At 73.8% G+C, this 13,687-nt stretch carries 11 protein-coding genes; 4 read left to right on the top strand and 7 right to left on the bottom strand.

The features are described from left to right. The first annotated feature begins 157 nt into the window (after positions 1-157). The 4 genes from ACWDXC_RS22125 to ACWDXC_RS22110 are packed head-to-tail and all read left to right on the top strand — an operon-like array spanning position 158 to position 4,894. The gene (locus ACWDXC_RS22125) at positions 158-1,618 is read left to right on the top strand and encodes a glycoside hydrolase family 13 protein (protein ID WP_449984842.1); all 1,461 of its coding nucleotides are present in this window, start codon (positions 158-160) and stop codon (positions 1,616-1,618) included. 5 nt (positions 1,619-1,623) lie between these two features. Next, positions 1,624-2,649: a LacI family DNA-binding transcriptional regulator gene (locus ACWDXC_RS22120; protein WP_219517393.1), complete on the top strand. Its 1,026-nt coding sequence runs from the start codon at positions 1,624-1,626 to the stop codon at positions 2,647-2,649. After that, positions 2,646-3,515 carry a carbohydrate kinase family protein gene (locus ACWDXC_RS22115; RefSeq protein WP_449984839.1) on the top strand — a complete coding sequence of 290 codons (870 nt, stop codon included), beginning with the start codon at positions 2,646-2,648 and terminating at the stop codon, positions 3,513-3,515. The genes ACWDXC_RS22120 and ACWDXC_RS22115 overlap by 4 nt, the downstream gene beginning before the upstream one ends. 44 nt (positions 3,516-3,559) lie before the next feature. Next, positions 3,560-4,894 carry a hypothetical protein gene (locus ACWDXC_RS22110; protein ID WP_449984837.1) on the top strand — a complete coding sequence of 445 codons (1,335 nt, stop codon included), beginning with the start codon at positions 3,560-3,562 and terminating at the stop codon, positions 4,892-4,894. Here the strand turns inward: ACWDXC_RS22110 and ACWDXC_RS22105 are convergent. The 7 genes from ACWDXC_RS22105 to zwf form a co-directional block, all read right to left on the bottom strand. After that, complete coding sequence (locus ACWDXC_RS22105) at positions 4,891-6,834, bottom strand: protein kinase domain-containing protein (RefSeq protein WP_449984834.1); 1,944 nt, start codon at positions 6,832-6,834, stop codon at positions 4,891-4,893. The two genes, ACWDXC_RS22110 and ACWDXC_RS22105, sit on opposite strands and share 4 nt — an antisense overlap. Before the next feature lie 576 nt (positions 6,835-7,410). After that, positions 7,411-7,764 carry an NACHT N-terminal Helical domain 1-containing protein gene (locus tag ACWDXC_RS22100; RefSeq protein ID WP_449984831.1) on the bottom strand — a complete coding sequence of 118 codons (354 nt, stop codon included), beginning with the start codon at positions 7,762-7,764 and terminating at the stop codon, positions 7,411-7,413. A 27-nt stretch (positions 7,765-7,791) separates the two neighbouring features. Beyond that, a complete protein-coding gene (locus tag ACWDXC_RS22095; RefSeq protein ID WP_449984828.1) occupies positions 7,792-8,469 on the bottom strand; it encodes a class I SAM-dependent methyltransferase in 678 nt (225 codons plus the stop codon). Positions 8,470-8,512: 43 nt separating this feature from the next. Continuing rightward, positions 8,513-9,124: a bifunctional 4-hydroxy-2-oxoglutarate aldolase/2-dehydro-3-deoxy-phosphogluconate aldolase gene (gene eda, locus ACWDXC_RS22090; RefSeq protein ID WP_375073448.1), complete on the bottom strand. Its 612-nt coding sequence runs from the start codon at positions 9,122-9,124 to the stop codon at positions 8,513-8,515. 64 nt (positions 9,125-9,188) lie between these two features. Continuing rightward, the gene (gene glk, locus ACWDXC_RS22085; RefSeq protein WP_449984824.1) at positions 9,189-10,154 is read right to left on the bottom strand and encodes a glucokinase; all 966 of its coding nucleotides are present in this window, start codon (positions 10,152-10,154) and stop codon (positions 9,189-9,191) included. Beyond that, positions 10,151-12,085 carry a phosphogluconate dehydratase gene (edd, locus tag ACWDXC_RS22080; protein WP_449984821.1) on the bottom strand — a complete coding sequence of 645 codons (1,935 nt, stop codon included), beginning with the start codon at positions 12,083-12,085 and terminating at the stop codon, positions 10,151-10,153. Before edd ends, glk begins: the two co-directional genes overlap by 4 nt. After that, the gene (gene zwf / locus ACWDXC_RS22075; protein ID WP_449984819.1) at positions 12,082-13,566 is read right to left on the bottom strand and encodes a glucose-6-phosphate dehydrogenase; all 1,485 of its coding nucleotides are present in this window, start codon (positions 13,564-13,566) and stop codon (positions 12,082-12,084) included. The genes edd and zwf overlap by 4 nt, the downstream gene beginning before the upstream one ends. Positions 13,567-13,687: the final 121 nt, after the last annotated feature.

The raw sequence follows: 13,687 nt of genomic DNA, 5'->3' as shown, positions 1-13,687 counted from the left end.
CGTGTCCACCCTTGACATAAAAGATCTCGCTCGCGGGGGTTTCGGACGGGGGTTTTGTGCATCCGAACACCTATATTTCCGGATGCGCGGCCCTGGAAGGGCTTGCGAAAACTTGCCGCAAGCCTTTCAATGGTCGAGAACTTACGGGGGGTAAACCATGACCGCGTGGTGGCGTGACGCCGTGATCTACCAGGTGTACGTGCGCAGCTTCGCCGATGGCGACGGAGACGGCGTCGGCGACCTGATAGGCGTACGCGATCGCCTGCCCTACCTCGCAGGGCTCGGCGTCGACGCGATCTGGCTGACCCCTTTCTACACCTCGCCCATGGCCGATTTCGGCTACGACGTCGCCGACTACCGCGACGTCGACCCGCTGTTCGGGACACTGGCCGACGCCAAGGCGCTCATCGACGAGGCGCACGGGCACGGCCTGCGGATCATCGTGGACATCGTGCCGAACCACACCTCCTCGGCCCACCCCTGGTTCCAGGAGGCGCTGCGCGGCCACAACCGCGACCGCTACATCTTCCGCGACGCCCCCAACGACTGGGAGTCGATCTTCGGCGGCCCCGCCTGGACCCAGGTGGACGACGGGCAGTGGTACCTGCACCTGTTCGACTCCTCCCAGCCCGACCTCAACTGGGAGCACCCCGAGGTGCGCGCCGAGTTCGAGTCGATCCTGCGCTTCTGGCTCGACCTGGGCGTCGACGGCTTCCGCGTCGACGTGGCGCACGGCATGGTCAAGCCCGCCGGCCTGCCCGACATCGGCCACACCGGGCAGACCCGGCTCATCGGCAACGACGTCGTCCCGTACTTCGACAACGACGGCGTGCACGAGATCCACCGCGCCTGGCGGCGCATCCTCGACTCCTACCCGGGCGAGCGCATCGGCGTCGCCGAGGCGTGGGCGCCGACGCCGGAACGGCTCGCCCTGTACGTGCGGCCGGACGAGCTGCACCAGGCGTTCAACTTCCACTTCCTGTTCGCGCCCTGGGACGCCGCCGCGCTGCGCGAGGTGATCGACTCCTCGCTCGCCACCGCCGGCTCCGTCGGCGCGCCCTCCACTTGGGTGCTGTCCAACCACGACGTCAAACGGCACGTCACCCGCTACGGCAGCCTCGCCCGGGCCCGCGCCGCCGCCCTGCTCACGCTCGCGCTGCCCGGCTCCGCCTACGTCTACCAGGGCGACGAGCTCGGCCTGCCCGAAGTGCTCGACCTGCCCGCGGAGCTGCAGCGCGACCCGCAGCGGCTGCGCGACCCCGACAGCGGCCGCGACGGCTGCCGCGTGCCCCTGCCGTGGACGCGCGATTCCGGCTGGCGCGACCCGTGGCTGCCCGTCCCGCCCGCCTGGTCGGAGCTCAGCGTCGAGGCCCAGGACGGCGACCACCGCTCCACGCTGGAGCTCTACCGGCAGGCGCTCCGGCTGCGCCGCACCTTCTCCGGCGACCTCGTCTGGCACGACTCGCCCGAGGGCACGCTCGTCTTCTCCCGCGGCGACCTGCTGTGCACGGTCAACCTGACCGGCGAACCCGCCGACCCCGCGCCCGGCGCCGAGCTGCTGCTCTCCTCGGACGTCCCCGGAGCCGCCGATTCGGCCGCCTGGTGGAAAGTAAAGTAGCGGCCATGAACGGTCACGCTCGCCTAGCCGACATCGCCGCCCAGGCCGGGGTGAGCGAGGCCACGGTCAGCCGTGTGCTCAACGGCAAGCCCGGCGTCTCCGCGGCCACCCGGCAGGCCGTCATGACCGCGCTCGACCTCATGGGCTACGAACGCCCGCCCCGCCTGCGCCAGCGCAGCAACGGGCTGATCGGCCTGGTCACCCCCGAGCTGGACAACCCGATCTTCCCCGCGTTCGCGCAGGCGATCGAGAAGGCCCTCACCCAGCACGGTTACACGCCGGTGCTGTGCACCCAGCTGCCCGGCGGCGCGCCCGAGGACGAGTTCACCGAGCTGCTGGTCGACCGGGGCGTCAGCGGCATCGTGTTCGTCTCCGGCCTGCACGCCGACACCACCGCCCGGATGGACCGCTACACCCGGCTCACCGACCGGGGGCTGCCGATCGTGCTCGTCGACGGCTACAGCGAGCACATCGCCGCGCCGTTCATCTCGCCCGACGACCGCATGGCCGCCCGGCTGGCCGTCCAGCACCTGGTCGACCTCGGCCACGAGCGGATCGGCCTCGCGCTCGGGCCGCGCCGGTTCGTGCCGGTGATCCGCAAGATCGAGGGCTACCGGCAGGCGATGGCCCAGCTCCTCGGCGCCTCCGCCGCCGACGAGCTCATCACGCACTCGTTGTTCTCCGTCGAAGGCGGCCAGGCCGCCGGCGCCCAGCTCCTCACGCTCGGCTGCACCGGCATCGTCTGCGCCAGCGACCTCATGGCGCTCGGCGCGATCCGCGCCTGCCGCGAGAGAGGGCTGTCGGTGCCGGGGGAGGTGTCGGTCGTCGGCTTCGACGACTCGCCGCTGATCGCCTTCACCGACCCGCCGCTCACCACCGTGCGCAAGCCCATCATGGCGATGGCCCAGGCCGCCGTGCAGACCCTGCTCGAAGAGGTCAACGGCGCCCCGGCCAAGCACGTCGAGCTGATGTTCCAGCCCGAGCTCGTCGTACGCGGCTCCACCGGCTCCGGCCCCCTGGTCAACCGGTGAAGGACGTCCTCGTCCTCGGCGGCGCCGGCGTCGACTCCACCGTCTACGTGCCCGAGCTGCCGCTGCCCTACCGCGACACCTACCACGTGCCGCCCGTCGTCGACCGGATCGGCAACACCGGCGCCGGCGTGACGCTCGGCTGCGCCGCGCTCGGCCTCGACGTCGCCTTCGCCGACCTGATCGGCGACGACCCGCAGGGCGCGCTCGTCCGCGACGCGCTGCGCGGCGTCGACTGCGCCTGGGGCCGCGCCGAGGCCGGCACCCGGCGCAGCGTCCTGCTCGTCGGCCCCGACGGCCGCCGCACCTCCCTGTTCGACCCCAAGGCCACCCCCGGCGAACGGCTGCCGCGCCACCTCTACACCGGCGTCCGCGCCCGCCACGCCCACGTGTCCATCACCGACTTCTGCCGCCACGTCTACCCCGACCTCGCCGGCACCCCCACCTCCACCGACCTGCACGACTGGGACGGCGTCAACCCGTACCACGAGGACTTCGCCCACCGCTCCGACCTGGTCTTCCTCTCAGCCACCGCGCTGCCCGACCCGCCCGCCACCATGCGCGCCATCCTCGCCAGGGGCCGCGCCCACACCGTCGTGTGCACCCGCGGAGCCGACGGCTGCCTCGTCCTCACCCGCGACGGCGACCTGCGCGCCTTCCCCGCCGCCCCGCTGCCCGGCCCGGTCGCCGACACCAACGGCGCCGGCGACGCCTTCGTCTCCGGCTTCCTGTACGGCACCCTGCGCGGCCTCCCCGCCGACACCTGCGCCCGGCTCGGCGCCATCGCCGGAGCCCACGCCTGCACCACCCCGGGCACCCACGAATCCCCCATCACCGAAGCCACCCTCCTCGAACGCTCTCGAACATAGGAGCCCGTACGGCCGCGCCGAAGACCGGCCAGGAGGGGAACGACATGTACCTGATCTACCGCTCGTGGGGCGAAGGCGTCCTCGGCAAGTCGGTGCGGCGCTTCCCTGAGCCGACGGTGCTCGACTGGTTCCGCTCCACCTGGGCCACCCCGGACGCCGTCCACGACCTGGGCGTGCACGGGCTCGGCCACATCCCCGGCGAGGGCGGCCCGCCCCCGGCGGACATGGCCGGGTTACGCACGCTCGCCAGGTCCCGGCTGTCCGACTCCCACCAGTGCAACGTCGACGACCACAGCCTGCGCGGCCTGGCCAACGGCCTCGACCACGAGGTGGCCTACTACCTGCTGGACGACGCCGTGGCCGAGGCCGATCCACGCCGCTGGGCGTACGCCGTGCACGACGGGCCGCTGCCCGACGGTTCCGGTGACGCGCCGTTCGACCCGCCCTGCCCGGTCACCCACCTGGGGCCGCTGTCTCCCGGCGACGGCACCGTGTACGCGATCTTCATGGAGTGCGTCGCCAAGCACGACAGCATCGGCCGGCATCGCCCCTATGCCCTGACCGGCGTGCGGCTTCCCGAGCTGGGCGCCGCGCTGCGCGAGGCCGTCCCCGACGGCGACACGTGGCCGCGAGAGCTGGAGGTGCTGCGCGCCATGGTCGCGCCGGGGGAGACCGGCATCGGCCCGGCGCTGCGGCGCTGCAACGACTGGCCCGACTTCCTCGACTCGGAGACCGACGGCCACACCGGCTCCCACGAGGCCGCGCTCCGGCTGACGGCCGCCCGCCCGCCGGTGCCCTCCCTGCATCGGGAGCGCACCGTCGTCCACGTGGGCGAGCACCTGGCGCAGCTGTTCCTGTCCGGCTGGAACGGCACGTACGGGCAGTGGTTCCTGTTCGACGACCGGTGGGCCGGAGCGCACCCCGACCTGGCCGCCTCGCTGACGTGGTTCGCCGCCCACTGGGACCCGGCCTGCGCGCGCCCGCACAGCAGGCTCACGACCTGCGCCGACAACCGCGTCCGCTACGTCGCCGTCGCCGGGCCCGACGGCCGCCCGGTCGTGCGCCTCGCCGGCCCTCAGGACGAGGACGGCCTCGGGGACCTCAGCTCGTCCGATCGTCCCGCGCCAGCCCAGCGCATCCTCGCCACCGTCGAGCTGCAGCTCCGGCAACCGGCGCCGGACACCTGGAAGCTCACCCACTACTCCGTCGACCCGCACCGCCAGGGACGGCTCACCGCCGGGCTGCTCGCCCAGCGCATCGCCGCCGACCTGCGAGCCGAGGGAATCACCCAGGCGACCGGCCCGCTGCCCGACGACCACGCGCACGGCAAGCTCTTCCTCCGGGTCCTCGGCGACCTGGGCCGGCGGCGCCCGGACTAACCGAGGCTGATGCGGACGCCGCCGCTCAGGGCGGAGTCGTGCAGCTCCAGGCCCGCGGGCTCGGCGTCGCGTGGCAGCTCGAACACGAGGGTGCCGGTGAACGACTTGCCCGGGCCGATGCTGACCGGGGAGATCTCGGCGCCCTCCTTGTCGAGCAGGCCGGAGCCGTCGTGGGCGCCGTCGTCGGCGTCGAGGAGCTTCTGCTGCGCCGGGTAGAGGACGCGGGCGTCCTGGCCGACGTTGCTCACCTTCAGCGCGATCCGGCAGGTGCGCCGCTTGGCGGACCTGGCCGGCTCGGGGCACTTGGCGGCGGTGACGGCGAAGCTCAGCTTGCCGTCGCGCACCGGCTCGCCGTCCTCGCCGACGGCGGGGCCGCGTGACATCCAGATGAGCACCGTGATCAGCACCGCGATGAGCACCAGCGTGATCACCAGGGCGGTCATGCAGCCGGTGAACACGTTCCGGCCCGTCCGCGCGGCCTTGGGGAAGGGGCGCGGCGGGAGCGGGCCCTGGCCCGTACGGTGCGGCGCCATCGGCACCGGGCCGGTCCGCTCCGGGTGCGGCAGGGACGACGGCACGGGGCCGGTGCGCTCGGCGTGGGGCATCGGCCCCTGCCGCGTCCGGTCGCCACGCGGCTGCCCTCCCGGGACCGGGCCCGTACGGTCGGCGTGCGGCATGGCCGTGGGGCCGGTGCGCTCGGCGTGGGGCATGGGCGTGGGCCCGCTGCGCTCGGCAGGGGGCACGGGTGCCGGGCCCGTACGCTCCGGATGGGACGCCGGGACGGGGCCGGTGCGCTCCGGGTGGGGCGCGTGCCCCCGCGCGGACCCGTGCCCGGGCGGCGGTGGCGGCGGGGCGGCCCCGTGCCGCGACGACGACTGCCCCCCAGGCGGGCGCCCCTGCGGGCCGTGCGGCGCCTGCGACGACCCCTGGGCACCCTGCGGGCCCGGTGGGCGGTGCGGGGCGGCGGAGGGCTGCGGGCCGCGGGACGGCTGCGGCCCCGGAGGCGCGGGGCGGGGGCCCGGACGGCGTGATCCGGCGGCCAGCGGGGGGAACTCGGCCGGGTTCCACGAGTCGGTGAGGTGGCGGGTGGCGGCGAGCTGCGCGGCCGGCTCGTCCGTCGCGCTCACCAGCTCCAGCAGCAGCTGCTTGGCCGTGGGCCGGCGCGCCGGGTCGGGGTGGATGGCCGCGGCGACCAGCCGGTCGAGCGGCGCGGGCAGCCCGCGCAGGTCAGGCGGCGCGGTGCGGGCACGGGCCGCCATCACGTACGCGTCGCCCTCGCCGAACGGATGCCCGCCGAGCCCCGCGTAAGCGATCAGCGACCCCCACGCGAACACGTCGCCCGCAGGGCTGGTGCGGCCCTCGAAGACCTGCTCGGGCGCGATCCAGCCGGGCGTGCCCATCACCATGCCGGCGTTGGTGTGCCGGGAGCCGACGTGCGTCGAGCGGGCCAGGCCGAAGTCGATGACCCGCGGCCCGGCCAGCGTCAGCATCACGTTGGCGGGCTTGAGGTCGCGGTGCACCAGCCCGGCGGCGTGGATGGCGGTGAGCGCGGCGGCGACCCCGACGGCGGCCGAGTGGAGCATCGACGACGACAGGCTGCCGTGCTCGATGAGGTGATCCTCCAGCGAGACGCCGTCGATGTACTCGGTCACGAGGTAGAGGACGCCGTCGTGCTCGCCGTGGTCGAGCACGCGGGCGGTGCAGAACGAGGCGACCTTGCGGGCGTTGGACACCTCTTCGTGGAAGCGCGCCCGGTAGACCGCGTCGGCGGTGAAGTCACGGCGGATCGCCTTGAGCGCCACCTGCTCGCCGTCGCCGCCACGGGCCAGGTAGACGGTGCCCATGCCGCCCGAGCCGAGCCGGCTGAGCAACTCGTACGGGCCGATCGCCGGCGGATCCTCCGGCGTCAGCGGAGTGCCGGAGCGACCCTGCTGCCCCAACGTCGCTGTCCTCTCGCCGTCGTCATCCCTGCCGACCAACCGACCATGTCACCCCAGACTCTAACGGAGGAAGCGACCGCTCGGTGGCGGTGCGGCGGCCTCGGTATCACCGGCTGCCGGGCGGGCGCGGCACCCCCAGCTCGATGATCTGCGCGTACACGGAAACGCCCACCTCGCCGGGGCTGCGGCCTCCTCCGCCAGGCTCGGGCCCTTCCCCGCGCCGAAGTGCCTCACCGCCGCCCGGCCGTTCCCCCTCAGCGGGCCCCGCCCGACCCCGCAAAGGCCCTCGCTCCGCTCTCTCTGGGCGCGGCTCCGCAGCGCGCCGCCCTGTTGGCCGGCTGCCCGCGGAACGGCCTTGCCGGATCGGGGAGAGGGAGAGGCGGTCGGATCAGGTCGGGGAGGGAAGCCGCCCGCAGTAGTGAGATGGAGCCATGGCCGGGTCGTACGACGGCGACGTGGCCGCATCAGTGAGGCAAGGAAGGACCCCCGGTCCGATCGGTGATCGTAGCCAGGTCGCGTGGCACGGCACAGCAGAAGCCCCCGACGCATCGGGGGCTTCTCTCGCAGGCAGCGGACCTACGGCTGGGGACGCTGGATGCCGTAGTGGTCGAGCAGACGTAGACGGTCAGGCGCCCGAGTACGGGCCAGGGTGGCGGTGGCCTCGGCGAGCACGACCACGCGGTCGTCGTCGCCCAGCCCCGCGAACTCGTGCGCGCACACCTTGAGCACCCGGGCGGTCACCGCGTCGGCGACGTCCTCGATCTGGCGCTCGGCCTTGCGGCGGACGAGCTGGTCGGGGAAGCGCGACCGCATGAGCTCGACCAGGTCCTTGCCCCGGCTCTCGGCGCCGGCCCGGGAGGTGAGCCAGGTGTGCAGAGCGCGGGTGCCGACCGCCTTGCCCAGCCCGAGGGCGGCTGTTTCCAGGGCCACCCGGACATTATGACCCGCCCGGCCCTCTCACACGCCGTCTCCGTCGTCGCCCCGGATGTCGGCGACGAGGGCATAGCGCTCGTCGTCCACCGGTCCGCCCCACAGGTCGGGGTCACCGCTGAGCGGCTCCACGTGCACGTCGCCGGCCAGCGGTCGTACGGCGGCGGCCAGGTCGGCGGCGGTGACCCCGCCGTTCCACGGGAGTGCCTCGGCGCCGCCCACGTAATCGCCACCGCCACCCCAGCGGCCCTCGATCAGGAGCAGCCGCCCGCCCGGCCGCAGCCGGCCGGCCCAGGCGCGCAGCGCCGCGTGCGGGTCGGGCAGCGTCCACACCAGATGGCGGCAGAGCACCAGGTCGAAGCGCTCGTCGCCGGTCGGCGGCGACGCCGCGTCGCCCACCAGGAACCGGCCGGTGAGCCCGGCGGCGGCCAGCTTGGCGCGGGCCAGCTCGACCATCCGCGGCGCCACGTCCACGCCGGTCACCCGGTGCCCGGCCGCCGCCAGCAGGGCCGACAGCGAGCCGGTTCCGCAGCCCACGTCCAGCACGCCGAGGACGCCTCCCGGCGCGGCGGGCGTCCAGGCGCGCAGCAGCCGGTCCCAGGCCGCCCGCGTGCGGCCGGCGCGCAGGCCGTGGTCGGGCTCGTCGTCGAACGCCCCGGCGGCGGCGTCCCAGTAGCCGGTGATCGCGGTCATGAGTCGGGTCATGACCGCGATACTCCCAGCCGCCACCGACAGGAAACGGGGCCCGTTATCGCAGGGCCGCGGCCTCGGAGGCGAGCTTCTCGATGCGCGCCCAGTCACCCGAGGCGAGGGCGTCGGCCGGGGTGAGCCAGCTGCCGCCGACGCAGCCGACGTTCGGCAGCGCCAGGTAGGCGGCGGCGGTCGACGGCTGGATGCCGCCCGTCGGGCAGAACCGGACGTCCGGCAGCGGCCCGGCCAGCGACTTCAGGTACGGCACGCCGCCCGCGGCCTCGGCCGGGAAGAACTTCAGCTCCTTGAGGCCGCGCTCGGCCAGCGCCATCGCCTCGGTGGCGGTGGCCGCGCCAGGCAGGTACGGCAGGCCGCTGGCGTCCAGGGCCTCCACCAGAGTGAGCGTCGTGCCGGGCGAGACCAGGAACTTCGCCCCGGCCTCCAGCGACGCCGCGATGTCGTCGGACGTGCGGATCGTGCCGGCGCCGACGCGGGCCTCGGGCACCTCGGCGGCGATCCGGGCGATGGCCTCCAGCGCGGGAGCCGTACGCAGCGTCACCTCGATGACCGGCAGGCCGCCGGCGACGAGCGCCCGGGCCATCGGCACGGCCGTGTCCGCGTCGTCGATCACCACGACGGGGATCACGGGGGCGAGATCGAGCAGGCTCATTGGATTGGTTTCCCCTCCCCGGGGCGGCGGCCCCGGGCTCACGGCCCGCACGCGGGCCTGTCGTTCACGCGGCCAGGTCGACGGCGGCGCGCTGGGCGAGCCAGGCGGCCGCGCCGGTCAGCGCCGGTTGCGGCGCGACGATGAGCGTGGTCGCGATGGCTTCCAGATATGTGGACATGTCGGGATTCGTCGTGAACCGGGCGCGGAAGCTGCTGGCGCACACCCGTTCCACGATACGGGGCAGCACTCCGCCGCCCAGATAGACCCCGCCCCGGGCGCCGAGCGTCAGCGCCGTGTTGGCGGCGAAGCTGCCCAGCATCCCGCAGAACACCTCGACCGTCTCCGCGCACAGCGGGTCGTCGAGCCGCGCCACGATCCCGGACGCCGTCGCCTCCACGGCGGGCACCCCGTTCACCCGGGCCAGCGCCCGGTGCAGCCGGACCAGGCCGGGCCCCGACAGCACGTGCTCGGCGACCACCTGCTCCAGCCCCTCGGCGCGCAGCACGCGGACGATCTCCAGCTCCCGCTCGCCGGACACCGGCACCGTCACGTGCCCGCCCTCGCCCGGCAGCGGGATCCACCGGTCGCCGGACGGCACGAGGGCGCCGACGCCCAGGCCCGTCCCCGGGCCGAGCACCGCCTTGACCCCGTGCGCCGGCTCCGGCCCGCCGAGCGGCACCAGGTCGGCGCCGCCCAGGTGGGGCAGCGACACGGCCAGCGCCTCGAAGTCGTTGAGCAGCGCCGCGAACGGCACCCCCAGATCGCGTACGGAACCGGCCCACGGCGAGTTCGTCAGCCGGTAGCGGTCCCCGTCGATCGGGCCCGCCACGGCCAGGCACGCCGCCCCCGGCCGCAGGCCCTCGCCGTGCCCGGCGAGATAGGCGTCCACGGCCTCGGGCAGCGTGGCGTACGCGGACCCGGGCAGCACGGCGACCCGCGACGGCGGCGCGCCCACCTCGGTCACCAGGCCGAACCTGGCGTTGGTCCCGCCGATGTCGGCGACCAGCCAGGGCAGGTCGAACGCCTTCACCGGCCGGCCACCGCGGGCCACGTCGCCACGCCGGACTCCAGGTGCGAGTTGCCGGACCCGGCCGGGAAGCCCAGGCCGGGGCCGTGGTCGGGGGACTCGGCGCCGCTGACGCCGAAGATGCCCGCGCCCTGCTCGGCGTGCCCGGCCATGCGCCGGAACGCGGCGAACAGCTCGCGGCCGGTGCCGACCCACTGCGCGTCGCTCAGCGGGCGTCCGCCGGGCGTCCGCCGCGCCAGCTCCTCGGCCGGGACCAGCAGCTCCAGCGTGCCCGCAGCCGAGTCGAGCCGGATGACGTCGCCGTCGCGCACCAGCGCGATCGGCCCGCCGTCCGCCGCCTCCGGCGACAGGTGGATCGCCGCCGGCACCTTGCCGGACGCGCCCGACATGCGGCCGTCGGTGACGATCGCCACCCGCTGCCCCCGGTCCAGCAGCACCGCCATCGGCGGCGTCAGCTTGTGCAGCTCCGGCATGCCGTTGGCGCTCGGCCCCTGGTAGCGGATGACGGCGACGAAGTCCTGCCCGTCCAGCTCGCCCGCCTCGAAGGCGCGCAGCAGGTCGAGCTGGTCGTCGAAGACCTTGGCGGGCGCCTCGATCACCAGGTGCTCGAGCTTGACCGCCGACACCTTGCTCACGGCCCTGCCCAGGTTGCCGCAGACCATGTGGATGCCGCCGTCGGAGGAGAACGGCGCCGACACCGGCCGCAGCACGTCCAGGTCGGTGCTCTCGGTCAGCTCCGACCAGACCAGCTCGCCGTCCTCCAGCGCGGGCGCCGAGCGGTAGCGGTCCAGGCCGGGCCCGGCCACGGTCAGCACGTCGGCGTGCAGCAGGCCCGCGTCCAGCAGCTCGCCGATGAGCACCTGCATGCCGCCCGCGTCGCGGAAGTGGTTCACGTCCGCCTGGCCGTTGGGGTAGACCTTGGTCAGCGACGGCACCACCTTCGACAGGTCGGCCAGGTCGTCCCAGGTCAGCACGATGCCCGCGGCGGCGGCCATGGCCACCAGGTGCATCGTGTGGTTGGTGGAGCCGCCGGTGGCCAGCAGCGCGACGCAGGCGTTCACCACGGCCTTCTCGTCGACGAGCTCGCCGATCGGCGTGTACTCCGAGCCGTGCGCGGTGATTTCCACGGCGCGGCGGCCCGCCGCCTCCGTCAGCGCGTGGCGCAGCTCGGTGTGCGGGTTGACGAACGTCGAGCCGGGCAGGTGCAGGCCCATGACCTCCATCAGCGCCTGGTTGGAGTTCGCGGTGCCGTAGAAGGTGCAGGTGCCGGGGGAGTGGTAGGACTTCGACTCCGACTCCAGCAGCTCCACCCGGCCCACCTTGCCCTCGGCGAACAGCTGGCGGGTGCGCGCCTTGGCCTTGTTCGGCAGCCCGGAGGTCATCGGCCCGGCCGGCACGAAGATCGCCGGCAGGTGGCCGAAGTGCAGCGCGCCGATGAACAGGCCCGGCACGATCTTGTCGCAGACGCCCAGCAGCAGCGTCGAGTCGAACATGTCGTGCGACAGCGCGATCGCCGTCGACATGGCGATCACGTCACGGCTGTAGAGCGACAGCTCCATGCCGGCGCGGCCCTGCGTGATGCCGTCGCACATGGCCGGCACGCCGCCCGCCACCTGCGCCACGCCGCCCGCCCGGCGCACCGCCGCCTTCAGCTCCTGCGGGTACGTCTCGTACGGCTGGTGAGCCGACAGCATGTCGTTGTAGCTCGTCACGATCGCGACGCCGGGCTTGGCCGAGCCCATCAGGGCGGGCTTGTCCTCGGCGGGCGCGGCGGCGAAGCCGTGCGCCAGGTTCGCGCATCCCAGGTGGGCGCGGGCCGGGCCCTTGGCGCGGGCGGCCTCGCCGTCGCGGCGGATGCGCTCGAGGTACGTGGCGCGGCTGCGGGCGCTCCGCGCCGCTATCCGGTCGGTGATCTCCTGGATGACGGTGTTCACGCTTCCTCCTCGTGCCAGGCGCGACCGCTGCGGCCGAGCAGTTCGTGGGCGCCCGCGGGTCCGGTGGACCCGGCGGGGTAGGGCTCGGGCAGGGCGGCGGACGCCTCCCACGCCTGCAGGATCGGGTCGATGAAGCGCCAGGCGGCCTCCACCTCGTCCCGGCGCATGAACAGCGTCGGGTTGCCGGCCAGCACGTCGGTGAGCAGCCGCTCGTACGCCTCGGGCACGCGCGCGGTGAACGTCTTGCCGAAGCTGAGGCTGAGCGGCACCGGCTTCAGCATGACCTCGCCCGCGCCGGGCTCCTTGGCCATGATGTGCAGCTCGATGCCCTCCTCCGGCTGCAGCCGCAGCACCAGCCGGTTCGGCGTGCCGCCGGGGAAGATGGAGTGCGGCACGTCCTTGAACTGCACCACGATCTCCGAGCGCCGCTGCGGCATCCGCTTGCCGGTGCGCAGGTAGAACGGCACCCCGGCCCAGCGCCAGTTCTTCACCTCGGCGCGGATCGCGGTGAACGTCTCGACCCGGGCCGACGCCTCGGTGGGCGGGGTGGAGCCGGGCTCGTCCAGGTAGCCGGGCATGCCGGCGGCCTCGGTGTACTGGCCGCGCACGGTGAAGCGGTCGACCTCGGTGCCCGCGATCGGGCGCAGCGACTGCAGCACCTTGACCTTCTCGTCGCGGATCGCCTCGCGGTCGTTGCGGGCGGGCGGCTCCATCGCGGTCAGCGTCAGGAGCTGCAGCAGGTGGTTCTGCACCATGTCACGCAGCGCGCCGGCCTGGTCGTAGTAGCCGCGCCGGCCCGGCGTGCCGACGGTCTCGGCGGCCGTGATCTGGACGTGGTCGATCCACAGCGAGTTCCAGATCGGCTCCAGGAAGGCGTTGGCGAAGCGGAGCACGAGCAGGTTCTGCACGGTCTCCTTGCCCAGGTAGTGGTCGATGCGGTAGATCTGCCGCTCGTCGAAGATCGCGCCGACCTCGTCGTTGATCCGCTGCGCGCTCGGCAGGTCGCGGCCCAGCGGCTTCTCCAGCACCACCCGCGACTGCGGCGTGACCAGGCCCTCGCGCTCCAGCGCCCGGCAGAAGGGGCCGAACGTCATCGGCGGGCTGGCCAGGTAGAACACCCGGTCACGGCCCTCGAACCCGGCCAGCATGGCGCCCAGCGCGGCCCAGCCGGACCGGTCGTCACCGCCCACGTCGACCGTCAGGTGGTGCAAGCGGCCGAGAAAGCGCTGCCATCCGGCGTCGTCGTCGGCCGGCACCTGGTCACGTACCTCGGCGTCCACCTTGCCGCGGAAGTCGGCGTCGGTCAGCCCGCCCCGGGACAGGGCGATGATGCGGGTCTCGGGGGAGAGCCGGCCGTCCCGGTCGCTGTGGTAGAGCGCGGGCAGCAGCTTGCGCGTGGACAGGTCGCCGGTGCCGCCGAACACGACGAGATCGGCCGTGTGGGAGGCAGAAGAGGCCGGGGAGGACGCAAGGGGGGACACGAGGAGAACTCCGATGATCTACCAAGCAATGGACAGAACGGACACTAGCCAGAGTTTGGGTCGTGCACAACCGTAGTTTTGGTATTCGAGATGAAAAAGTCGTGACTTTTCATGACACAAG

The organism is Nonomuraea sp. NPDC003214, from assembly GCF_053590035.1.
The sequence above is the reverse complement of the archived record's forward strand: the minus strand, read 5'-3'. Positions and strand labels throughout refer to the sequence as shown.